The sequence below is a fragment of the Sorangium sp. So ce176 genome, assembly GCF_051519835.1.
GTDB lineage: Bacteria > Myxococcota_A > Polyangia > Polyangiales > Polyangiaceae > Sorangium > Sorangium cellulosum_G.
Window position 1 is genome coordinate 11485701 of the sequence record NZ_CP150371.1, and the last position, 23033, is coordinate 11508733.

The 23033-nt window shown below is 73.2% G+C and carries 13 protein-coding genes and 1 tRNA gene; 9 read left to right on the forward strand and 5 right to left on the reverse strand.

The genetic code is table 11. From position 1 onward, the window contains the following. Positions 1–128 precede the first annotated feature (128 nt). From WMF42_RS43385 to WMF42_RS43400, 4 genes are all read left to right on the forward strand, one after another. A complete protein-coding gene (locus WMF42_RS43385) occupies positions 129–7913 on the forward strand; it encodes a hypothetical protein (RefSeq protein ID WP_437689098.1) in 7785 nt (2594 codons plus the stop codon). A gap of 347 nt (positions 7914–8260) precedes the next feature. Then, positions 8261–10030 (forward strand): carboxypeptidase-like regulatory domain-containing protein, encoded by a 1770-nt coding sequence (locus WMF42_RS43390; RefSeq protein ID WP_233561213.1) that lies wholly within the window; start codon positions 8261–8263, stop codon positions 10028–10030. A 57-nt stretch (positions 10031–10087) separates the two neighbouring features. Then, positions 10088–11323: a hybrid sensor histidine kinase/response regulator gene (locus WMF42_RS43395; RefSeq protein WP_437689100.1), complete on the forward strand. Its 1236-nt coding sequence runs from the start codon at positions 10088–10090 to the stop codon at positions 11321–11323. A gap of 81 nt (positions 11324–11404) precedes the next feature. Further along, positions 11405–11486: transfer RNA gene (locus WMF42_RS43400), tRNA-Leu, on the forward strand. A 395-nt stretch (positions 11487–11881) separates the two neighbouring features. Here WMF42_RS43400 and WMF42_RS43405 read toward each other — a convergent pair. From WMF42_RS43405 to WMF42_RS43415, 3 genes are all read right to left on the reverse strand, one after another. Beyond that, entirely contained in the window at positions 11882–13519 is a 1638-nt protein-coding gene (locus tag WMF42_RS43405; protein ID WP_061606752.1) for a hybrid sensor histidine kinase/response regulator, read from the reverse strand. Beyond that, positions 13516–13932, reverse strand: a complete 417-nt coding sequence (locus WMF42_RS43410; RefSeq protein ID WP_061606753.1) for a response regulator — start codon at positions 13930–13932, stop codon at positions 13516–13518. The genes WMF42_RS43405 and WMF42_RS43410 overlap by 4 nt, the downstream gene beginning before the upstream one ends. Positions 13933–14321: 389 nt before the next feature. Next, a complete protein-coding gene (locus tag WMF42_RS43415; protein WP_437689103.1) occupies positions 14322–17168 on the reverse strand; it encodes a hybrid sensor histidine kinase/response regulator in 2847 nt (948 codons plus the stop codon). 539 nt (positions 17169–17707) lie between these two features. Between WMF42_RS43415 and WMF42_RS43420 the strand changes: the two genes are divergently transcribed. From WMF42_RS43420 to WMF42_RS43435, 4 genes are all read left to right on the forward strand, one after another. Continuing rightward, positions 17708–17872: a DUF1328 family protein gene (locus WMF42_RS43420; protein ID WP_434044497.1), complete on the forward strand. Its 165-nt coding sequence runs from the start codon at positions 17708–17710 to the stop codon at positions 17870–17872. 489 nt (positions 17873–18361) lie between these two features. Next, a complete protein-coding gene (locus WMF42_RS43425; protein WP_061606755.1) occupies positions 18362–18916 on the forward strand; it encodes a hypothetical protein in 555 nt (184 codons plus the stop codon). 58 nt (positions 18917–18974) lie between these two features. Next, entirely contained in the window at positions 18975–19193 is a 219-nt protein-coding gene (locus tag WMF42_RS43430) for a hypothetical protein (protein WP_061606756.1), read from the forward strand. 15 nt (positions 19194–19208) lie between these two features. Then, a complete protein-coding gene (locus WMF42_RS43435; RefSeq protein ID WP_061606757.1) occupies positions 19209–19493 on the forward strand; it encodes a hypothetical protein in 285 nt (94 codons plus the stop codon). Between the two features lie 266 nt (positions 19494–19759). Here the strand turns inward: WMF42_RS43435 and WMF42_RS43440 are convergent, their stop codons facing one another. Continuing rightward, complete coding sequence (locus WMF42_RS43440; RefSeq protein WP_061606758.1) at positions 19760–20239, reverse strand: hemerythrin domain-containing protein; 480 nt, start codon at positions 20237–20239, stop codon at positions 19760–19762. An 89-nt stretch (positions 20240–20328) separates the two neighbouring features. Beyond that, on the reverse strand, positions 20329–20682 hold the full coding sequence (locus WMF42_RS43445) for a hypothetical protein (protein WP_061606759.1): 354 nt from the start codon (positions 20680–20682) through the stop codon (positions 20329–20331). Between the two features lie 901 nt (positions 20683–21583). On the opposite strand from WMF42_RS43445, the gene WMF42_RS43450 reads away from it, so the two are divergent. Then, on the forward strand, positions 21584–23017 hold the full coding sequence (locus tag WMF42_RS43450; protein WP_061606760.1) for a sigma-54-dependent transcriptional regulator: 1434 nt from the start codon (positions 21584–21586) through the stop codon (positions 23015–23017). The last annotated feature ends 16 nt before the right edge of the window (positions 23018–23033 follow it).

Here is a 23033-nt window from a genome sequence, read left to right on the forward strand (position 1 = left end):
CGCCGGAGCTGATGGATCCTGCGGGGCCCGCCTCTGCGGGGCAGCTCCTCATCGGAGGGAGCCGAGCGGTCGCGCCGGTGTCGCGCCACCGCGGCCCGCGGGCTGAAGAGGCCTACTGGCGCGCGCGCATGGACGAGCGCCGCGCCGCCGGCGACACGCAGGGCGAGCGCGAGGCGACCCTCGCCCTGGCGAGGATCCTCGCCGCGCGCGGCGTCGAGCTCGACAGGGCCACGGCGCTGGCGCGCCGCGCGATCTCGCTGGGCGACGACCCCGCGATGAGGAGCGAGCTCGCCGGCTGGCTGGCGGGGCTGGGCGAGCCAGCCCTGGCCGCGGCGGCGCTCCGCGGCGTGCGCGACGACACGCAGCCGCCCGGCGCGACGGCGCGGTTGCTGGTGAAGATCGCCGTGCTCCTCGCGCGCGCGAGCGACGTCGAGGGCGCGGTCGACGCGCTCGAGGAGGCCAGCGAGCTCGCCCCGGACGACGCGATGGCGAGCGAGCTGCTCGGCACGATCGCCGCATGGGCGTCGGATCAGGTGCTGCCGGAGGCCGCGGCGAAGGCGTACCTCGAGGCTGCCAAGCGGCGCGAAGCGGCGCGGGAGCGGGAGGCGGCGTTCGAGGATCGCCTGCGCGCCTTCGAGATCGCCCCCCACGACGACATGGCCGCCAAGGCCATGGCCGCGGCGCTGTTCGTGCGCAGCAGGCACGGCGCCGCCGACGAGGTGCTCCGGACGCACGCGGGAGCGCTCGCGGCGCGGGCGTCCGGCGGCGCGGCCGGGGCTGCGGGGGGCTCCGCTCTGCAGCGCGTGAGGGAGGTTCACGGCCACCGGCTCCAGGGCGCGACGAGCGAGGGCGACTGGGCGCGCGCCGTGGGCTGCGTCCTCGACGCGGGGCTCGACGCGGAGGTCGACGGCGACGCCGCCGTCGAGATCGACGAGGTGCTCGAGCAGGCGGGGCTCTACGAGCTCGTTGCCGCGCGGATCGAGATCCGGGCCGAGCAGCGGGCGGGGGCGCCGCGGGCGGAGGCGTACGCGGCGCTGGCGCGGCTCTTCGCCGGCCCGCTCGCGAGCCCCGACCGCGCCGTGGAGGCCTGGATCGAGGCCGCGGCGAGCGACTGCGGCAACGCGGTGGCCCGCTCCGCGCTGCGCGAGCACGCGGCGACCCTGCACGACATGGCGCCCCTCGTCGAGGCCCTCATCCGCATCGGCGAGGGCTCGGACCCGAGGGCAAGAGAGGAGGCGGCGGGGCGGATCGACGCGCTCTCCGACCTCGCGCGCCTCGCCGAGGAGAAGATCGGCGACCCAGGCCTCGCGCAGTGGGCGTTCGAGACGCTGAAGAGCGTCGGCGGCGACCCGGAGCGCGCCGCGGCAGGGCTCCAGCGGATCGCGGAGCGGCTCAAGGCGCAAGACGAGGCGCTCGTCGCGGCGCAACGCGCGCTGCGCGGCGCGGAGTCCGCCGAGGGGCGGATCGACGCGCTCCGCCGGCTCGTCGTGATCTACCGGGGCCGCCCGAAGGAGCGCGCCGCCTACGAGGAGGCGCTCGTGGGGCTCTCGCGGGCGCTGCCGACCGACCGCGGTTGCCTGCTGGCGCTCGATCGGCTGAGCCGCCGGACGGGGGGAGGCGCCGCGTTCGACGCCCTGCTGCGCGCGCGGCTCGCCGAGGCAGCGCGGCCGTCGCCCGCAGAGACCGAGGGCGCGCGCTCCGCAAGATCCGAGGCGATCCGCGCGTCGTCGTTGACGCGGGTCGAGCTGGCGCGCGTCCGCCTCCTCCTGTCGGCGATCGCCCGGCGGCAGGGGCAGGACGCCCGCGCGCTCGACGAGGTGCTGCCGCTGCTCAGCGACGCGCCGGGGCACCGCGGCGCGGCCAGCGCTGCGCTCGTGCTGGCGACGCGGACGGGGCGGCTGCGGGAGCGCGCCGACGCGATCGTGCAGCTCGCGGCGCCGGTCTGGCCGGCGCTGCGCGCGGTGCTGCTCTCGCTCGCCGCGGAGCTCTACGTGCGGGTGGGCGCTGCGCCGCTCGCGCGCGAGGTCGCGGTGCTCGCCTGCGAGGCCGATCCGTCGTGCACCCGCGCGGTGGCCACGCTCGCCGCGACGCTCACGGCAGATTTCACCGGCGCTGCCGAGGCGGGCGAGGCGCCGCCGTTCGAGGTCGACCGGGCCGTCGTCGCGGCGATCGAGCGCTCCATCACGACGGTGTTCCCGCGCGGCGCGCTCTGCGACGGCCTCGCGAGGGCGCTCGAGGCGCTCGGCGAGCTGCCGCTCGCGCTCGCGTGGACCCAGCGCTGGCTCGCGCTGCGGCCCGGGTCCCCTCAGGCGACCGCGGAGCTCATCCGCCGCGCCGCTGTCGCGGGCGACGCCGCCCGTCTCTCGGACGCGCTCGCGTGGATCCTGGCGCAGCCCAAGCCGCTCGGCGAGATGGCGGCCGCGCTCGCGAACGCCCTGCACGCGCTCTACGATCTCGACCCGGAGCGCGGCACGGCGCTCGCGAGGCGCTCGCTCGACGTCTTCGGCCCGCAGAACCCGCTCTTGCGCGAGCGGCTCCTCGAGCTCGCGCGCCGCTCCGGCGACCCTCACCTCGCGGTGACCGTGCTGGAGCGGTGGCTCGCCGTCGAGCTCACGGCGTCGCACGCCGTCGAGCTGATGCTGATGCTCGCCGACTGCCGCCTCGACGGCGGCGACCCGGACGGGGCGGCGCAGGAGCTCGCGCGCGCGGCCGCGTCGGAGGCCGACGTGCAGGAGGTCCTCGCACGGGTCCAGCGCCTCGAGGCGTCGCTGCTCGACGCGAAGGCGCTCAGCTCCGACGGCGCGATAGCGCTGGCCGAGGCGAAGGCCCGGGCGTTCGCCGCGCAGGGGGGCGACGCGGCGGAGGAGGCCGCGTCCGCCTGGCGCGAGCTCGGTAGCCTGCTCTGGGATCTCGCCGAGGACCATCGCGGCGCCGAGCGGGCCTTCTTCCGGGCGAGCGAGGTCGCGCCGAGCGGCGGGACCGAGCGCTACGCGCGGGACATGTGCGAGTTCGCCGGCGTCGAGGCGGCGATCGAGGCGCTCGTCGCCCGCGCCGCCGAGGCGCGGGGTGACGGCGAAGCGCAGCCCGCCGCGGCGGAGGGCAGGTGGTCGGGCGACGTCGGGCCCGAGCGAAGGAGGCGCGCCAACCTGCTGATCGAGGCCGCGAACCTCGCCCACGAGCACGGCCTGCCCGATCGGGCGCTCGCCGCGGCGGCGAGCGCGATCGAGCTCGATCCCCTCCGCGCCGACGCCGTGGCGCTCGTCGAGAAATCGGCGGACGCCGACGGCGGCGTCGCCGTCCTCGACAAGACGTACAGGCTGCTCGCCGACGCGGCCCTGGGCTGCTACGGCCGCCGCGCCGCCCACTACCGCGCGGCGCGGCAACTGGAGCGGCGCGGCGCCTTCGAGCTCGCGCTCGCGCACGCGGTGGCCAGCTTCGAGGCGGTGCCCACCGAGGGGACGTCGTACGTGCTGCTCGCGCGGCTCGCCGAGCACGCCGACGAGCCGTCGGAGGCCGTGCGCGCCCTCGAGCGGGTGGCGGCGACGGCGGACCCGGCGTCGCGCAACGCGTGGCTGAAGCGCGCCGCGGCCCTCACCGGCCGCACGGAGGAGGGCCTCCGGCTGCGCCTCGACATCCTGCTCCGCGCGATGATCGTGCGCCCGGACGCGGCGATCGTCGACGACGTCGGCGCGGCGATCCGTGACCTCGTCGCGTGCACCGGGCAGCCGGAGGTCGAGGCCATCCGCTTCGACCGCGCGGTCAAGGCCAGCATCGCGAAGCTCGAGGGCCCCGATGGGGCTCGCGCGGGGCTCGCGATGGCGCGCATCGCGGTCGAGGTCCTCGACTCGCCGACGCTCGCGCTCGCCGCGATCGAGCGCGCGATGCTCGCCGACGGCGACGTCGACGAGTTCCTGACGCTCCTCGACATCGTCGGTGAGCTCGCGCGACATACCGAGCCGGCGTCGCACCTCATCGCGGCGGTGTACGCCGCCGCGATGAAGCCGCACTCGAGCGTCGGCCCTGGCCTGCTCCGGTGGGCGAGCAAGCTCGCGGGCGCGCTCAACGTGCCGCCCGTCGCGGCCGCCCTGCTGGTCGAGGCGGCCCGCCGTGCCCCCGAGGACGACGCGCTCGCGTACGAGGCGGAGGCGGCGGTCGAGGCCAGCGGCGACGAGGCGCTGAAGCGATCGCTGGACGACGCCTTGCCGGTCGCGCGGCGCCTCGAGGCGCTGCTCCACCTCGCCGACAAGCACGAGCGCGAGGGCCAGCGCGCGGAGGCCGTGGTCGCCCTGGAGCGGGCGCTCGCCGGCGGACAGCTCCAGGGCGACACGCGCGCCGAGGTCGTCGCCCGGCTCCGGCGGCTGTACGCGGCCGAGGAGCGCAGCGGCGACCTCGAGGCGCTCGTGCACGCCGAGCTCGCGCGCGCGGACCTGCCCGACGCCGTCCGGCTCGAGATGACGCGCGAGCTCGCGGGCATCCTCGCGGCCGGCGGCGATCTCCACGGCGCGCTGGAGCTCCTCCTCGACGCCGCGCAGAAGACCCCGTTCGACAAGGCGCACCTCGACGAGCTCATCCGGCTCGCGCGGCGCGCCGACGATCGCCGGCTGCTCTTCGACGTGCTCACGCGCCTCCAGGGCGCCTCCGCCGGCGACGAGGAGCGGCTGCTCCTGCTGCGCGAGCTCGCGCCGCTCGCCCAGGAGCTCGGCGATCGCGGCGCCACCGTGGCGCTCTACGAGGCGATCGCCCGCCTCGACCCGGCCGACCTTCACGCCCTCGAGGTCGTCGAGCAGGACGCGAGCGACCGCGGCGATCACGCGGCGGTCGCGGCGCTCCTCGCGCGCCGCATCGAGGCGGCGCCGCTGCCGGACACGCGGCGCGCGCTGCGGCTGCGGCGCGCTGCGCTGCTCGAGCAGCGCCTCGGCCTGCTCGACGAGGCGTGCGCCGAGCTGGAGGCCCTGCTCGCGGCGTCGCCGGACGACGTGAGCGCGCTGCGGTTCCTCGCCGACATCCACGAGCGCCTCGGGACGCCGCTCCGCGCGGCCCCGCTCTGGTGCAGGCTGGGCGATCTCGCGGCCACCACCGACGAGCGGGCCGAGTACAACCTCCGCGCGTGCAGCAGCTACCTCGGCGGCGGCGACGTCGAGTCCGCGAAGGACACCCTGGAGAGCGTCGCGCGCATCGCGCCGCGCGAGGCCGTGATCGAGCTGCGCGTCGAGATCGCCCGCCGGGAGGGCGACGGCCACGCGCTCGCCGCGGCGCTCGATCAGCTCGCCAGCGCGTCGCGCGACGCGCCCGAGCGGCGCGCGCAGCTCCTCGTTGAGGCGGCGCGCGCCACCTCGATGCTCGGCGACGACGTCACGGCCCTCGAGCGCGCTCGCCGCGCCGTGAAGCTCGCGCCCGACTCGCCCGACGCCGTCCTCGAGGCGCGCCGCATCGAGTATCGCTTGCGCGGGACGGGGACGCCGCGCGACGCGCAGGCCGCCGTCGAGGAGCTCGGCCGCATCGCGCCGCGCCTGCGCCCGGCGCACGTCGATCTGCACGCCTTCCTGCTCGCCGAGACGCTCGACGTCATCCAGGGCCACGGCGCGGGCATGCGCGAGCTGACCCGGCGCCACGCCGAGGTCGGGCCGAGCACCCTGGTCGCGCTCGGCATGGCGGAGCGCTTGGCGCTGAAGCGGAATTTCTCGGCCGCGCTCCCGCTGTTCGAGCGCGCGCTCGGCGGCGATCTCCAGGGCATGCGCGCGCGGGGGCGCGTCGCGCTCGCCGCCGCGGAGACCGCGCAGAACGCCGGCGACCTCGACGCGGCTGCGCGCCTGCTCGAGGAGGCCGCGGCGGAGCCGGAGACGCGCGCGCTGGCGCTGCGCCGCCAGCTCGAGCTCACGGCGGCCCGGGGCGAGCCCGAGGCCGCGCGGCGCGCGCTCGAGGAGCTGGTCGCGCAGAGCTCGGGCATCGACCGCGCGCGCGCGCTGATGCAGCTCGCGCGCCTGCACGCGTCGAGCGATCCGGATCGCGCGGCGCAGATCCTCGCGCAGGCCACGGTGCTCGCGGGCTCGGATCGCGCGCTGGGGTTGAAGATCGCCGAGCTGAACGCCGAGCTCGCCAGCGAGCGGGCGACCCTGCCGCCCGAGGAGGTGCTCCACCCCACCCAGGTCCGGGTCATCGTCGCGGAGCCGGCCCGGGCGACCCCGGAGCCATCGCCCAGCGCCTCATCGGCGGTGGGCGGCGCCGCTCCGGCGAGCAGCCGCGCGCCGTCGACGAGCGGGCCCGCGAGCAGCCGCGCACCGTCGACGAGCGGACCCGCGAGCAGCCGCGCGCCGTCGACGAGCGGGCCCGCGAGCAGCCGCGCGCCCGCGAGCAGCCGCGGGCCCGCGAGCAGCCGCGCGCCCGCGAGCGGCAGCGCGCCGGCCTCCAGCGGTCAGCACATCGATCTTGTCGAGCTCAACGACCCGCTCGACGAGTCGCTCATCGCGGCCGACGCCGCGCAGGCGGTCGCGCCCGCGCTGTCCGACGACGACCTGCTCGACGGCTCGGGGGTCGCCGAGGCCTCGCGGGCGCCGGCTGCCGGCGCTGCACAGGGCGCCGCGGAGAGCAGCGCCCCGCGCGCCGGCGCGCCATCGGGCCGCTCCAGCGCCGGCGCGCAGGTCACGGCGCCCCCGGTCTCTGCGCCGGCGTCGGCCCAGCCGCCCTCCTCGGCGACGCGGCTCCTGACCACGTGGCCGCCGTCCGCGGCCGAGAGCTTCGAGGAGGCCGCGCTCTTCCGCGAGCTCGCGGCGGGCTCGTACGAGGCTGGCGAGCGGCTCATGAAGAGCTTCGCCCCGCGCGACGATCGCTCCCGTGAGGCGCTGGCCGTCCGCCGGATGCAGGCCCACCTGCGGCTCGGCGACCGGGGCACCCTCGAGCGCCTCCAGGCGGCCGCGATCGCCGACAAGAACATGACCTACGCCCGCGCCATCGAGCACGTGCTGCGCGCCTTCGAGGGCGACGAGCCGGCCGATCGGCGCGGCGAGGGCTTCATCGCGCCCCCGCTCCTCGCCGCGCAGCGCGACGCGCCGGAGCTCGTGAGCGCCCTTCTCTTCCGCGACCTGGAGTCGCCGGTCAACGAGGCCCTCGCGATCGTGTGGGAGACCGGCCTCTACCGTCGCGACGCGAGCCAGTCCGGGCTCGTCGCGTCCGAGCGGGTCCAGCCGACGTCGCCCACGCTCCTCGGGGAGCTCTACGGCGTCGTGGCCGGTCATCTGGGTCTCCTGCGCACCGCGCTCTACCACCAGCGCGCCTCGTCGCCGGCTCCCTCGTCGCCGGAGGGGCAGGTCGTCCGGGTCAACCCGCCGGCGGTGCTGTTGCGGGGCGAGCTCCGCGAGGACACCCCCGAGCTGCGTTACTTGCTCGGCGCCCACCTGGCCGGGGCCATGCCCGACCACGTCCTCGCGAACACCAGCACCGAGGATGAGCTCCGCACGCTCCTCTCCGCCGTCGTCGCCGCGTTCGGCCCGCTCGAGGCCACCGCGCAGAGCTCCCGCGGCAACCCCGCCGTTGTGCGGCTCGAGCAGAACCTCTGGCAGCTCATCCCGCCGCGCGCCGAGCGTCGCCTCCGCGAGATCTGCGACAGCGCCGACAAGATGACCTACGAGGGCGCGATCAGGACGACCCGCACCGCGATGCGCCGCGCTGGCCTCTTCGCCGCGGGCAGCATCGCCACGGCGGTGCGCGCGACAATCAAGGAGCGAGGCCTGGAGCTCGCCGTCCCGCTCTCCAGGCCCGAGGGGCTCGCCGCCGCGTGCGCGGCGCACCCCGAGATCGCCGATCTCGTACGCCTCGCGACGCGGATGGAATACGCCGAAGCGCGATGGCAGCCCGGCACGGTGCCCTCACTCCGGCGGGTCGACACGGGGAGCTCGCGCTTCCGTGCAGGCACGTAAGCGCTGACGCAGCCGTGCCGACGTCGGCCGCGCCGCGCCCTCTCCCGCGCCCCGCACCCCCTGCGGCTCCGACGGCGAGCATGTCGCACTCCGTCGTACCCGAGGCCTCGGTGTGCGCGCCCGGGTCTCGCCCTGGCGCGGTGATTGCGGTCTGGCCGCATCGCTGCGCCAAGCGCGACGCGACACCGCTGTCACAGCCCTGCCGCGGCCTGCAGAGCGCGCTGCCGATAGGATGCACGCCGCGCGCTGCCCGGAACACCGGCGGCAGGTTGGCACGAACATCGCCTTCTCTCTCCACCGTGATTTTTCCCTGCGCCTGCTCGGGTGCGGACCCGTTCGGGCACCGCGTGTTTCGTTCATCCGCTCGGCTGATCCTGCGCGCTGCGCTGCTCGCCTGCCTGCCGGGGTCGGTGGCCTGCAGCATTCCCCTCGAGATGCTCGAAGCTGGCCCCACGAACGCCTGCGACACCTCGGTCGACTGCGGCGTGGGAGCGGCCTGCGCGGCGCTCGACGGGCAGCGCGCGTGCGTCTCGACCAGCGCGCACCTCGACGCGCTCATCCTGGAGGTCCGGCCGCGCCCCTCGCACGAGCTCGGCGCGGAGATCTCACACCTCCTCGACATCGACGCAGGCGGCGCCTTCCCCCCGCACGACGCCGGCGGGCAGGTACATCCCCTGGATCTCAACATCCCCGCGCCCGCGCGCGTGGATGCCACGCTGCGCATCGGCGGCACCTACTGCAGAGACATCGCCGGCGGGCAGTTTCCCGTGCGGGTCGAGCTCCGGCGCATCGCGCCCGTCCTCGGCCTGCCGGCGCAGAGCTACTCGACGCTCTCGGAGCCGGACGGCTCCGGCGGCCAGAAGTTCCAGCTCGCGATCCCCACCGGCGACTACCACATCTACTTGATCCCGCAGGCGTACGGCGGCTGCAGCGACGACATCCCCCCGCCGATCTTCCTGCCGAACCAGCCGATCCCCGAGGTGTGGAAGCTCGGCGTCAACGCCGAGGCGCCTGCCGTGCTTCAAGGCAGCCTGCAGGTGCCGGGGGGCGTGCGCGTCGACGGGTGGAGGCTCGATCTCGTCGACCCGCTCACCGGCAGCGTCATCTCCCAGGTCGATCGGCTCGAGCAACGCGAGCCCGGCGAGCCGGGGACGGCGACGCAGGTCGGCTTCGGCGTGAAGTTCTACTGGACCGACAAGGACAAGAGCCCGCTCATCCGGCTGCGTCCGAGGGATGGAGAGCCGCGCCCGACTGTCTACTGGGAGCTCGCCTCGATCGCGCTCCAGGGGTCCACGGGGAACCTGGACCTCTCGCTCCTCCAGCTCGACGCGGCGGCGCGCCGGGTGGAAGGTCGAACGGAGGACGCGAAGGGCAACCCGGTGCTCTCCGCCGTTCGCATCCAGAGCGCCGACATCGAGCGGGCGCCGACCGCCGCCTACAAGCTGGACACCGAGACGGACGCGAATGGCCTCTTCCGGGCCGACCTCCCGCCTGGCGAATACGTCATCTTCGCGCAGCCGATCAACGACACCACCAAGGCGAAGGCCATGCAGGTGCTCAAGTTCCCGGCCGGCGACGACTGCTACTGCGGCCAGTCGGTCCCCATCCCGGACGCCGGGACGCTGCGCGGCCACGTCCAGGGCCCTGCGGGCGAGCTGATGGACGGCGCCGGCGTGTTCGCGGTCCCCTCGCTCGGCGAGGTCAAGACCTACCTCGGTCAGGTGCTGAGGCCCGAGCCGCTGCTCCCCCGGCAGGCGTCCGGGGTCCTGCGCGACGGCGCGTTCTCTCTCGGCGCCGACCCGGGGGAGTTCGACTTCTCGGTCCGGCCGGCGCCGGGCTCTGCCTACCCGTGGCTCGTGAGGCCGCGCCTCGCGGTCTCCGCGGCCGACGCCGCGGTCACCGAGCTGGAGCTCACCATGCCGTACCCGGCCGTCCTCCAGGGCGTCGTCCGCGACGAGTCGGGCGCCCCGCTCGGCGACGCGGCGGTCGTGGCCTGGCTCCCGGTCCAGAGCGACACCGCGCAGGGGACGGCCACGAGGGTCATCCAGATCGGCGAGACCCGGTCGGCGCCCGACGGCTCCTACGTCCTGCCGCTCCCCCCGTCGGCGTCCAGGTGAAGTCGGAGCGAAAAAGGGCGGTACCAGCCCAGCGCGGAGCGAGATAGGCTAGCGCCCGTGGCGCAGCCGACGCGCGGTGGGACATCGGAGCCTTCAACAGAGGATGGCCTGACGCTCGCGCCTCCTCTGCGAGGCGATCCGGGGCAGCGCCCCGATCAGGGGCGCGCGGGCGAGGCCTCGCTCCCGTCAGCGCAGGAGCTCGCTGTAGCGCTGCATGAGGTCTCCAATGCGCTCACGGTCATCGTGGGCTGCATCGAGCGGGCCCAGGGCGAGCAAGGCTCCGAGCTGGGCCGCGCGCTCGGCGTCGCTGCGTCCCGCGCGCGCGACGCTCGCCGCCTGATCCGGCGGGCGATCGGCGCCGACGCCGCGGGGCGTGCGGCCGAGGACGGCGAGGTCGCGTCGAGGCCGATGGGGGAGCCGGCGCGCTTGCTCGGCGACGTCATCGACGACGCCGTGACAGGGCTCGTCCCTGAGGCGCGCCGCTCGGCGATCGCGCTTCGCGCGGCGCTCGATCCCTCCGTCGCGCGGCTCTCGGTGCGCAACGGCGCGTCGGTGGTGCAGATCTTGACGAACCTGCTGCTCAACGCCGTGGCGCTCTCGCCGCGCGGCTCTGCGGTGCGCGTGGACGCGAGGCTCGAAGGCGGCGCGGTGATCGTCGGCGTGGCCGACCAGGGGCCCGGGGTCCCGCCGTCGCGCCGCGCGACGCTGCTCAGCTCCGGCGTCTCGACGCGCCCGGGCGGCGCGGGCATCGGCCTTCGCCACTCCGCCGCGCTGGCCAGCGAAGCGGGCGGCGCCCTCGCGCTCGTCCCGTCGGACGAGGGCGCCCGCTTCGAGCTGCGCTGGCCCATCGAGGCCTCTTCGCGGGCGGACAGCGCGTTGTTCGACGCGGAGGTCGACGATGTGCCGCCGGTGCCGCGGAGCACGACGTCACCGGTCTCCGGTGCGGTCCTCGACGGCATCAGGATCCTGGTGGTCGAGGACGACGACGCGGTGGTGGATCTGCTCGACACCGCGCTCACCGCGCGCGGCGCGAGCATCGTCAGCGTCCAGAGCGCGGTCGAGCTCCCCGGGGCGCTCGCCTCCGGGCCGTTCCAGGCTGCGCTGCTCGACATCTCGCCGATCGAGCAGGACGTCCTCGGCACCGTCTCCGCGGTGCGCAGCGCCAACCCTGACGTGCGGCTCGTTGTCATGTCCGGCAGCGCCGGCGCGGCGCCCCTGCCCGCCAACAGCGGCGTTTCGTGGGTGCGCAAGCCGTTCGAGATCCGCGAGATCGTGGAGGCGCTCGTCCGCTGAAGCGCCGCCGTGTCACGAGGTCGAGAGGATTAGCTTGACTTCCCTGGCCGGCTGGGTAGGTTCCGTCCCACAAACGCGCTCGCGAAGGTGGCGGAATTGGCAGACGCACTAGCTTGAGGTGCTAGCGGGTAACACCGTGGGGGTTCAAGTCCCCCCCTTCGCACTGACTTCTCTGGATCGATCGAGACTCTGATCAGCGCAAGAGCGAGACAAGGAGCCCGCCTGGCTCCCTCTCCTCGACATATCGAGTCTCCGCAGCCGCTGACTCTACCTCGCGATCCAACCCGGATTCGCGAGCTCTTGACGAGCGGTTCTGCTGACATGTTCTGGGCTCACGCGGATGTCGAGCCCATGCGCGTGCCTCGACACGCGCCGCTCCGCGCCGCTCCAGCGCTCGTCTGACGAGCTGCCTCTCCGCGCCGCTCCAGCGCTCGTCTGACGCGTTGCCTTCCGACCCGCTCGTCCCCCCGGCCGGGCCCGCTCCTTCCGCGGCCGTACGCCTCGCGCCGCTCCCGGCGCGCCCGCGTCCCGGCGCCCTCCCGCCGCGCCGCCGCCCTGTCAGCTCGCCAGCGGCAGCGTGAAGTGGATCGTCGTCCCGTGTCCCGGGGTGCTCTCGACCGCCACGGTCCCGTGGTGCGCCTCGACGATGCCGCGCGCGATGTACAGGCCGAGCCCCGCGCCGGTGCGCGACTCCTGCGACGCCTTCCAGTAGCGATCGAACAGGTGCGGCTGATGCTCGGGCGGGATGCCCGGGCCCGTGTCGGCCACCGAGAAGCGCGCCAGATCGGCCACCCGGCAGAGCGACACGCTCACGATCCCGCCCTTCGGCGTGAACTTCAGCGCGTTGCCGAGCAGGTTCGAGAAGACCTGCAGCACGCGATCGCGATCGGCGAGGACCTCCAGGCCCGCGTCGAACGGCCCCTGCGTCACCCGGCAGCCCTTCGCCTCCGCGAGCGACGCGGCGGCCTCGAGCGCCTCGCGCACGAGCGCCCCGCCCCGCTCCACCCGCGGCGACACAACGAGCCGCCCCGCCTCGATGCGCGACGCGTCGAGCAGATCCTCGATCAGCCGCGTCATGCGCTGGATCCCGCGGTCCATCCGATCGACGAGCTGCACGGCGTCGTCCTCCTCGCCGTCCTTCCGCTGGAGCAGATCGCTGCGCAGCAGCGACGCCGTGATCGCGATCGTGTTGAGCGGGTTCCGGAGATCGTGCGACACGATCGCCAGCAGATCGTCCCGGGCCCGCGTCGCGGCCTGCGCCTCGTTGTACAGCCGCGCGTTCTCGAGGGCGACGGACGCCGACTGCGCGAGCTGCGTGAGCAGCACCTCGTCGCTCTCCACGAACGGCCCGTCGCGCCGATCGAGGAGCTGGATGCTCCCGATGCACTGGCCGTCCCGGCCGCGCAGCGGCGCCGCGAGCAGCGAGCGCGGGTGCAGCTCCGACGGCGCGCGCGAGAGCACGTCGGCGCACGTGGGGTCGCTCGCGATCTCCTCGTCCGTCAGCCGGACGCTCGTGCTCCGCCGCTCGATCAGCCCGAACGCGATCTCGCGGATGCCGTCGCGATCCTCCCGCGCGGCGTACTCCTCCGAGAGCGACGTGCCCGTCATGGACCGCTGCGTCACGCCCCGCGCGGCCAGGCGCGCGACCGCCACGTTCGCGTCGAGCAGCGCGCGCGCCTCGTCCGTGGTGCGCTGGATCAGCTCGTTCAGCGAGAGCGACCTGTGGATGCGCAGCGTCGCCTCGGTGAGCTGCGCGAGCTGGTTGGCGTGGCGAGCGAGCGCCCTGCGCGCCTCGTCCTCGCGGCGCTCCGCCTCGTTCAGCCGGAGCACGTAGCGCAGGCTCTGCACCAGCCGCTCGGGCGTCAGCAGGTTCTTCGGCACGTAGTCGGCCGCGCCCCGCTTCATCAGGTCGACGGCCAGCGATTCGTCGCCCTGACCGGTCAGCATGATGAACGGCGCCGTGAGCTTCGCCTTGCGCGCCGCCTCGATCACCGCGAGCCCGTCGCCCCCCGGCAGGTAAAAATCGAGCAGCACGCAGTCGATCTGCTGCTCGTACAGCACCGCGAGCGCAGAATCGACCGAATCGGCCTCCCTGATCTCGGCGTCGACGCGGCCGCTCCGCAGCGCTCGCAGGATCGCGATCCTGTCGACCGTGTCGTCGTCGACGACCAGGAGACGAACCGACCTGTGGCTCAAGGCATCTCCACGAGAGTCCAGTACCGGTTCAGTGCCGTCATCAGCTCGACGAAGCTCAGGAAAGTCACCGGCTTGAGCAGGTAGCCGGCGACGTTCAGGTCGTACGCGTCCACCTTGTCGCGATCATCGTTCGACGTCGTCAGCACGACCACCGGCGTCGCCCTCAGCGAGGCGTCGGACCGGAGCTCCCGGAGAAACTCGATGCCGTTCATCCTGGGCATATTCAGGTCGAGCAGGACGAGGCGCCGGTCCCTGGGCACCTGGGTGCCGCGCAGCAGATCGAGCCCCTCGACGCCGTCGCCGGCCACCCAGAGCGGGTTCGTGATCTTGCCCCTCTCGAACGCCCTCCGGACGTTCATCACGTCGACGGTGTCGTCCTCGACCAGGATAATATTCAGGATTTTACCGTCCATCCTCGTCCTCTCTCAGGGGCAAAACGCTCGCCCGTCGATAGCATACGAGAGCTACGCTGCACGTTACGCAGGGCGATGGCGATGGAGCTGGAGGCCGGCTCACTTGTTTCCGGGGACGGAGACACCGCATACGGCCCGCTGCGCACGGGAGCCCGGGCCGCGGCTCACTCGTTTTCCAAGAGCTCCGCTCCGATCACGACCCGTACCGGTCCTGTCGACGTTACCGTGGGCCCGCGGCGCCGGGAAGAGCCGAGTGAGGCGAGCGCCGGCGAGGTGATCCCGGGTGCTCCAGACGCCCCCCGGCGCGGTGCCTTGCGCCCGCACCCGGCGAGGGCGCGCCCGCGAAGCGCGGTGCGTTCGCGTCGCCCTGGGCGGCCGGGGTCGGGATCTTACGGCCAGTTTCCGCGGTTGCCCGCGCGGCCGACGAGGTGCGCCACCGCCGTGACCAGGCTGTTCGGCTCGATCGGCTTCGCCAGGTGCATCTGGAAGCCGGCGGCGATCGCCTGGCGGCGATCCTCCATGCGCGTGTACGCGGTGAGCGCGAGCGCCGGTATGCCGCTCGCGGGCACCTCGGTCCCCAGCGCGCGCAGCCGCCGCATCATCGCGTAACCGTCCTCGCCCGGCATGCCGATGTCGCTCACCAGCACGTCGAACTCCCCCTCGCGGAGCGCCTCGAGCGCCGAGCCGGCCGAGGCGGCCTCGCGCACCGTCGCGCCGGCGCGCACGAAGATGATGCCGAGCAGCTCGCGGGCGTCGGTCTCGTCGTCGACAACGAGCACGCGGATGCCCTCGAGCAGGCGGCGCGCGGAGCCCCCCGGCGCCTCGCTCCCCCGGCGCTGCGGCGACGGCAGCGCCTGGTGCGCCTCGGCGCGGATCGGGAGCCGGATCCGGAAGCGCGCGCCCTTGCCCTCGCCATCGCTCTCGGCGTGCACCGCTCCGCCCTGCGCCTCCGCCAGGTGCCGCACGATCGCGAGGCCGAGCCCCAGCCCGCCGTGCGCCCGCGTCATCCCGCCGTCCGCCTGGCGGAACCGCTCGAACAGGAACGGCAGGAAGCTCTTCGGGATGCCCTCGCCGTTGTCCTCGACCTCGACCTCGAGCGTCGCGTCGACCCGCCGGGCGCCCACCCGGACCTGGCCGCCCGAGGGCGTGAACTTCACCGCGTTCGTGAGCAGGTTCCACACGATCTGCTGGAGCCGATCGGCGTCACCGAGGAAGATACCCACGTCGTCGACGACCCACGCGTTGACCGTGACCCCCTTCGCCAGCGCCGTCGGGCGCACCAGATCCAGCGCGGTGGCGAGCACCTGCCGCACGTCGACCGGGTCGGTCCGGAGCTGCAGCTTCCCCGCGATGATCGTCGACGCGTCGAGGATGTCCTCGATGAGCTGCGACTGCGCCTTCGCGTTGCGCTCGATCGTGGCGAGCCCCCGCTCGAGCGACTCGGCGTCCACCTCGCCCGTCCGGAGGATCCGCGCCCAGCCCAGGATCGACTGGAGCGGCGTCCTGAGCTCGTGCGACACCGTCGCGAGGAACTCGTCCTTGAGCCGGTTGAGCTGCTCGGCGTGCTGGCGCGCGCGCTGCTCCTGCTCGAGGAGCTGGGCGCGCTCGGCCTCGGTGCGCTTCTGCTCGGTGATGTCGTGGAACGAGATGCCCACGCCGTCGCCCAGCGCGACCGCGATGGCCCGGAACGTCTGCGGGGCGCCCTCGTGCGCGCAGAAGAGCTCGACCCGGGCGGCCTCCCCGGTCTCCACAACGCGCGCGTACGTGCCGAAGGCGCTCGCGAGGGCGCTCCCCGGCATCTCCACCGACAGCCGCTTGCCCTCGAGGTCCTTGCCCCGGCCGCCCACGATCGGCCCGGTGGCCGGGTTCACGTAGACCCACTCGAAATCGGAGATCGCCCCGGACGCGTCGCGCACGCTGCGCAGGATCATGAACCCGTCCGGCGACGCCTCCTGCACCGTGCGGAACCTCGCCTCGCTCGCCCGGAGCGCCTGCTCGATCGACTTCCGCTCCGTGATGTCCGTGGCCGTGCAGGTGATGCCGACGATCTCGCCCGCGTCGTCGCTCAGCGGCTCGATCGAGATGTCGAGGTGCTGCGTGCGCCCGCCGGCGTGCAGGGCGATCTCGCGCCGCTGGCCGACCCCGCTGGTGAGCACCTCGCGCTTCACCCGGTCGAGCGACCGCGTCGCCTCCGGGTCCTCCAGCACCTCCGCGTCGGTCTTGCCGAGCACCTCGCGCTCCGACTTGCCGAAGGAGTTGTGCATCCACGTGTAGCGGAGCTCCCGATCCTGGTTGAACACCATGACCGGCGACCCCCGGAGCGCCTTGCGGAAGCGCTCCTCGTTCACCCGGAGCGCCTGCTCCGCGCGCAGGCGCTGGGCGACGCTCTGCTGGAGCTCGAGCGCGAGGCGCTCGGCCTTGCGCCGCGCGCCGATCTGCTCGGTCACCTCGAAGGCCGTCACCATGACGCCCTCCACGGCGCCGCTCACGTCGCGCACCGGCTTGCACAGGACGTTGTACAGCCGCTCCACCAGCTCGCCGGTCCAGTGCGCGATCCGCACCGGGATCTCGTTCGCCACGCTCGGATTGCCGGTCGTCATGACCTCCTCGAGCTGCGCGTGCAGCACCTGCCCGCGGAGCTCAGGCACCGCCTCGACGAGCGGCTTGTCGAGGAGATCGTCGCGGCCGACCATCTGACAGAAGAGCGGGTTCGCGAGCTCGAACACGAGATCGGCGCCCTTGAGCAGGCAGATCGGTGCGGGCGCCTGCGCGAGCAGCGAGCCGCTCCTGCCTCGCTCCAGCTCGACGCGCCTTCGCTCGGTCTCGAGCGCCGCCAGCTGCAGCCGGGTGTGCTCGGTGACCGCCCTGGCGATGCCCGCGTCCAGGCGCTCGGACAGCGCCTCCAGATCACCCAGCGTCGGCGTGATCCCCGCCTCCTGGATCTCGCGGAGGATCGAGCGACGGAGGACGCCGTACTCGCGGACCATCACGTCCAGATCGAACCCTTCCTCCCAGCGCACCTCCCCGTGCTCGCGCGCCGCCGCGTCGCCGCCGCGCGTCGTCGCGCCGTTCTCCAGGCCGGCGGCGACCTCGTCCAGGAAGCTGGGAAGCGAGTTGATGATGAGTGGCTTCGGCATCTCTCGCACCGCCGTGCTTCGCCTGCGCATCTCGCCGACGAACCGCTCGATGATGGCCTCGCGGCGGGTCCTGATGAGCGTGGGGAGCGGGGTCGTCATGGTCGGGTCGTTCGCGACGTGAGCTCCGTGTCGGCAGACGTCACCGTCAGGAGCGCGGGTAGCGACAGGCGAGCGGTCCTGGGTGACCTGGACCACGGCTGGCGTCAGCGAGCACGACATATTCGGCGAGCTGACGGAACGCCACAAGGCGCCCCGCCAGCGCAGCCCGCGCGCCGTCGGGCAGGCGACCGCCGCCCAGACGGGGCTGCCGCCCCGGGCTCTCCGTCGAGCACGGCCTCGACTCTGTGGTTGTGGCGGACCCGCCTTCGGCTTCGCGCGCACGACCACGAGGGCGAGCAAGCGTTGTGCCGATCACGTCCGCCGTGGACACGCGGCGCTGCGCGGCGCGCGACGTCACGAATGAGGCGATTTGCCGCAGATCCTGCGGCCGGGGGCGCCGTGCGGCGGCGCGCGAAGCGGGCTGTCGCTCCTCGGTAAGGTCAGCCGTCCTGGTGAACAGGGGACATTGCCGGCACGGTGGCTGCAACATCCCTTTATGGAAGCACTGGAACACCAGATCACCCAATTAGGAGGTTATCATGCTCAGTTGGAGTGTTGCGTTCTTTATCGTTGCGATCCTCGCTGCCATCCTCGGCTTCGGCGGCATCGCCGCGGGCGCCGCCTCGGTGGCGAAGCTGCTCTTCGTCGTCTTCCTCGTGCTGGCGGTCGTCTCCCTCGCGCTCGGCCGCCGCGTCCGGACCTGACGCGCACCACGCCCGTCCCGCGCCCGGCATGGGCCCTTGTCTCACAAGGGCCCCCACGGGCGCAGGCGACCCGACGCGCCAGATCGCCCCTCGCGCGCTCCTGCGCGCCGTCCTTTCCTCTCTATCTTCCGAAATCTCCACGGGCCCTGATGAGCTCGCTGCCACGATCGGCAGCCTCCGCCGCCGCGGAAGCCAGGGCGGCGTGGTCGTGCATGCGGGCCCGATAACGCATCGCGTTGTCGTCTGTCACGGCCGTGGAAGCCGCGCTCGCCCGCACGTGCTCGAGGGCCACGATCGAGGCGATTTGTCTCGCGAGGCCGAGCGATCTCCTCGGTTTCGCGTGGCACGCCTGTCGCAATACCGCTGTGCAGACCCCATCCCGGGCGCCGAGAGGCCTATCCCGGAAAGCTTCGATGGGGCTCTCGTGTCGTGCCCGGCGTTCGCTCGGGCCCCAGGTCGAGCCTCAACCGCAGACCGGAGGAGATTGTCATGCTGACCGTCCGTACGTTCCTTCCCATCGCCATTGTCACGAGCCTCTTCGCGGGCTGCGATTCCACCACGAACGCGCAAGCCCAGGCCGAGCGCGCGCAGCAGGAGGCGCAGCAAAAAGCAGCGGAGGTCGCCAACGAGCTCGACAAGAAGGTCGCGGACATCGACCAGCGGGCCGAGCGCGAGACCGACAAGGCGCTCCGGGAGGCCGCGGAGGAGCTCAACGAGGCGGCCGTCAAGGCGCGCGAGAAGACCGCGGAGGCCCAGGACGAGCTCTTGAAGGCGCGCGAGGACGTGCGCGCCTCCACGACGCGCAAGATCGAGGACCTCGAGAAGGACGTCGCCGAGCTCCGCGCGAAGATGGAGAAGAAGATGTCCAGGGTCGAGGCCGACAGGGTCATGAAGGATCTCCAGGACAAGTCGGAGGCGGTCCGCAGGAGCCTGCGCGATCTCGACGCGGCGACGAGCACGAACCTCGACCAGGTGAAGAAGGGCGTGTCGCAGCGCGTGGAGGAGCTCGATCGGGCGATCCAGGAGGCGAAGCGGCGCGTCTAGCGGCGCGTCTCGTGCAAGAGCCGCTGCCCCGGAGAGCTTCGAACATCAGGAGGATACGATGGAGAACCAGAAGGCCAATCAGCAAACCCAGCCCGCGGACATCGAGGGCGAAGGCAACCACACGGCGGACAGGCGTTACCGCGAGAGCGTGGAGAGGTCGGTGAAGGGCGGCAAGATCGAGGAGCACGCGGAGGAAGCCGCCAGCGCGCTGGACGGCCCCGAAGGCGACGAGCTGCGCGAAGCCCAGGAAGCGACGCGACGCGGTCGGCCGAGCTGACCAGGCGAGCCGGCGATGATCCGCGAGCTTCGCTGCAAATCCTGTGGCCGCAGGTACGTCTTCGTATCGACAGCGGCCGCGCCCTGCCGGGCCTGCGGCTCGGCCCTCCAGGAGATGGAGCTCGAGCGCGGCGTCTACGAGCTCGCCTCGGAGGACGCGCCGAGCGCCGCCAAGCCTGACCCCTCGAGCGCGGCGGACAAGATGGTCCCCGAGGATCTCGGCTACGGCGAGTCCCACGGATATGGGCCCGGCCACGGCGGCCCCACCGGCCCCGGCGACGCGCCCGCGACCAACCCTTGAGCCCGCAATGCACCCGTCACGCGCCCGCCGTCGCCCGGAGCGGGGCGCGGCCACGGACACGGAGGTCGACTCCGTCGCCATGGTCGTGCCCCGGCTCCCGGGGAGCCCTTGCGACCCCATCGTCCCGCGGGCTGCCGAGGAGCCCTTCGGAGGGCGTCGTCCGGACGCGCGCGCACGGGCGCCTCGGGAGCCCTGTCGAACCCGAAGATCTGAAGGCGCTTGGGGGGTGAGTCGGGAGAAGAAGCTCAGCGCAGGCGCGCAGGGCGTCAGGCCGCGGTCGCCGTGCGCTGCGGGGCGCGGCTCGCGCCGTGGGTGCGGCGGGAGTGGGCGATCAGCGCGTCGAAGAGCTCCAGCATCTGCTGGCCGAGCCGATCGTTCATGTCCTCGGTCAGCTCCGCCTCGATGCGGGGCAGGAGGTCCCGCTCCTCTTCGCCGACGTGGTGCATGACCAGGTCGCGCAGGGCGGTGAGCTTGGCCTTGAAGGTCGGGTCGTCCGGCGCCGTGTTGACGACGCGCCGGATCTCGAACCGCGCGACAGTATGTTCCTCGCAGGCCGCGCCGACGAGATCAGGCTCGATCGCGAGCAGCTCCGGGAAGAGCACCACCTGCTCGGCGAGCATGTGGGCGAGCAGGTGCTTGGTGAGCTCGTCCGTCACCCGCCGGACATCGCCGACACCCGACAGGGCCAGATCGAACAGCCTCTCGGCTTCGCGGTGATGCCTCTTCAAGAGCTGTGTTGCTTTCATGCATTCTTCTCCCGGAGAACCAGCGTGGGGGGTTGAGGTGTCGAGATGGACGAGGAGCCTTGTTGTGCTCTCGCGCCGCCGCGGCCCGATCACGCGGCCGCGTCGATCGCGAGGCGCGCGAGGCCTGGCAGGGGCTCGCCGCGCGGACCCTCGAGCGAGAAGGTGACCGCGCCGCTGCCGCGCAGCTCGCGCAGCGTCAGCGAAAGGCCCGCGAGCTCGAGCGCCGCGGGGGCCTGGGGGTCGGAGCCAGGGCAGAGGACGACGCGCTTCACGCTCGGAAGGGCGCCGAGGACCGCGCGCAGAAGCGAGGACCGGAGCGTGAGCTTCGTCGCGGACGACCTCGCGACGAACATGGCGGTGCTCACATCCCCGAGCTGCCGGAGCTGCTCTTGCACCCGCGACTGAAAGGTCGAGGCGTGCTCATCGGGGAGCTGAACCACCATCTGGACATCACGCGCCTGTGTGCTCAACCAGGCCGCGCTCTCCGTCCAGCAAGCACCGGACTCAGCAATCAGCAGGCAGGTCTCGTCTCGACGCTCGCCCTTCCGCCCCCTGTTCTTCATCGACGCAAGTTTAGCAAGCCGCGTGCCGTGTAGGGCTATTCACGCCTGGACGACAACGGGAACCGAACATGGAACATCGATGTGGAATTTCGCCTCTGGGGTCATTTCGGACGGACCCGACAGTCCGCTCACGGCGAGGCAATCAAGCCAACAACGGCGCGCGGCGCCGGCGCGCCTCGTTTTCCGGACAGGAACGTGCCTGTTTCATCGCGCGCCGAGCGCGCGCACATCGCGTGCAGTCCCGCAATTCCGTTCTTCTCTCCGGCGCGCCGCGCCAGCCTCGGTCCCGGCCGTCGCGCAGCGCCGGCGCGCGGTGGTTCTTCTCGGAGGAGAGGGCGCTCGACCTCGCCCCGCTCGAGCGCGCCTGCCCCGCGTCGCGCGTCGGAGCCGACGACGGGCCTTCGCGCCCCACGGCGCGTGGCCGGCGCCGTCCGCAACCGCTTCGGTCTCTCGCCTGCGATCGAGGCGCGGGACCTGCATTCCAGGAAGGCGACGCTGCCGGTCTGTGGAAATCCAGGCTGCTCGTAAGGCGCTCCCGGCCAGCGCAGTTCCGGAGGCGCCGCTCGCCCCGCAGAACGCGCCGACCGGAGGGCGCACCGGCGCTGCGCCCGAGCCCTTGCTGGCCTGGTTGAGGCAAGAACGCGCACCTGTGGCGAAACGTCACGCGAGACAACCTCAAGGATGAGAGCGCCCCGGGCTTGATAGCGCGGTGTCTCCGTGGCACGTTCCCTGCAACTGCAGGCAGCGGTCGACCTATAGAGCTGCCGGGGAAGGACACGCGATGAGCGGCAGGATACTCGTCGTCGATGACGACGAAGCGACGTGCGATCTAGTCGAAGCCCTCCTCAAGAGGCAGGAGTTCTCCGTGGCGGCGCGCACCTCGGCCAAGAGCGCGCTCGAGCTGGTGAGCGAAGACGACTTCGACGTCGTGCTGACCGACGTCGGCATGAGCGAGATGAGCGGCCTCGAGCTGTGCGAGCGCATCCTCGGCGCCCGGCCCGACATGCTCGTCATCGTGATGACGGCGCTCGGGAGCATGGAGACAGCGATCTCCTCGATGCGCGCCGGGGCGTTCGACTTCGTCACGAAGCCGCTCGACTCGAACCTCCTCGGCCTCACGGTGTCGCGCGCCGTCCAGCACCGGCGCCTCCGCTCCGAGGTGAAGCGCCTGCGCGAGGCGGCCCACGACGTCCAGCAGACCAAGGGGCTCGTCGGGCGCAGCCCCGCGATGAAGCGGGTCTACGACCTGATCGGCCGCGTGGCGCGGAGCGACGCCTCCGTCCTCGTGCACGGCGAGACCGGCACCGGCAAGGAGCTCATCGCGCGCGCGATCCACGAGGCCAGCGGCCGCCCCGGCCCCTTCGTGGCGGTCAACTGCGCCGCGGTGCCCCAGGCGCTGCTCGAGAGCGAGCTCTTCGGCCACGCGCGCGGCGCCTTCACCGACGCGAAGACCCAGCGCACCGGCCTGTTCCTGGAGGCGAGCGGCGGCACCATCTTCCTCGACGAGATCGGCGAGATGCCGCTCGAGGTGCAGCCGAAGCTGCTCCGCGCCCTCCAGGAGCGGAAGGTCCGGCCCGTGGGCTCGAACGCCGAGATCCCGTTCGACGCGCGCATCGTGACGGCGACGAACCGCGACCTCGAGACCGAGGTGTACGAGAAGCGGTTCCGCGAGGACCTCTACTACCGCGTCAACGTCGTGAAGATCGACCTGCCGCCCCTGCGCGAGCGCGGCACCGACGTGCTCCACCTGGCGATGCACTTCCTGGAGAAGTTCTCGTCGCGCAGCGGCAAGGGCGTGCTCTCGCTCTCGACGGCGGCCGCCGAGAAGCTCACCGCGTACAACTGGCCGGGCAACGTGCGCGAGCTCGAGAACAGCATCGAGCGCGCCGTGGCGCTCGCCCGATTCGAGCAGATCACGGTCGAGGATCTGCCGGACAAGGTGCAGGCCTACCGGCCCGACCGCTTCGTCGTCGCCGTCGACGAGCCGGCGGAGATCATGACGATGGATGAGCTCGAGAAGCGCTACATCAAGCGCGTGCTCGCGCTCGTCGGGGGCAACAAGTCGCGCGCGGCCCAGATGCTCGGGTTCGACCGGCGCACGCTCTACCGCAAGCTGGAGCGCTACGGCGAGCAGGATGGATCGGGCGGGGACGAGGGCCCGGACAAGGACAAGGCCGCCAGCTCGCCCGGATCGGCGAGCTCTGCTCTCAGCTGAGCGAGGCGGTGAGGCG

What these genes read in the sequence shown, in the direction of transcription:
- WMF42_RS43385 (WP_437689098.1), top strand. Translation starts at nt 129, where the DNA reads ATGGACGAGCGCCGCGCCGCCGGCGACACGCAGGGCGAGCGCGAGGCG.
- WMF42_RS43410 (WP_061606753.1), bottom strand. Translation starts at nt 13,932, where the DNA reads ATGGACGGTAAAATCCTGAATATTATCCTGGTCGAGGACGACACCGTC.
- WMF42_RS43415 (WP_437689103.1), bottom strand. Translation starts at nt 17,168, where the DNA reads ATGACGACCCCGCTCCCCACGCTCATCAGGACCCGCCGCGAGGCCATC.
- WMF42_RS43420 (WP_434044497.1), top strand. Translation starts at nt 17,708, where the DNA reads ATGCTCAGTTGGAGTGTTGCGTTCTTTATCGTTGCGATCCTCGCTGCC.
- WMF42_RS43425 (WP_061606755.1), top strand. Translation starts at nt 18,362, where the DNA reads ATGCTGACCGTCCGTACGTTCCTTCCCATCGCCATTGTCACGAGCCTC.
- WMF42_RS43430 (WP_061606756.1), top strand. Translation starts at nt 18,975, where the DNA reads ATGGAGAACCAGAAGGCCAATCAGCAAACCCAGCCCGCGGACATCGAG.
- WMF42_RS43435 (WP_061606757.1), top strand. Translation starts at nt 19,209, where the DNA reads ATGATCCGCGAGCTTCGCTGCAAATCCTGTGGCCGCAGGTACGTCTTC.
- WMF42_RS43440 (WP_061606758.1), bottom strand. Translation starts at nt 20,239, where the DNA reads ATGAAAGCAACACAGCTCTTGAAGAGGCATCACCGCGAAGCCGAGAGG.
- WMF42_RS43445 (WP_061606759.1), bottom strand. Translation starts at nt 20,682, where the DNA reads ATGGTGGTTCAGCTCCCCGATGAGCACGCCTCGACCTTTCAGTCGCGG.
- WMF42_RS43450 (WP_061606760.1), top strand. Translation starts at nt 21,584, where the DNA reads ATGAGCGGCAGGATACTCGTCGTCGATGACGACGAAGCGACGTGCGAT.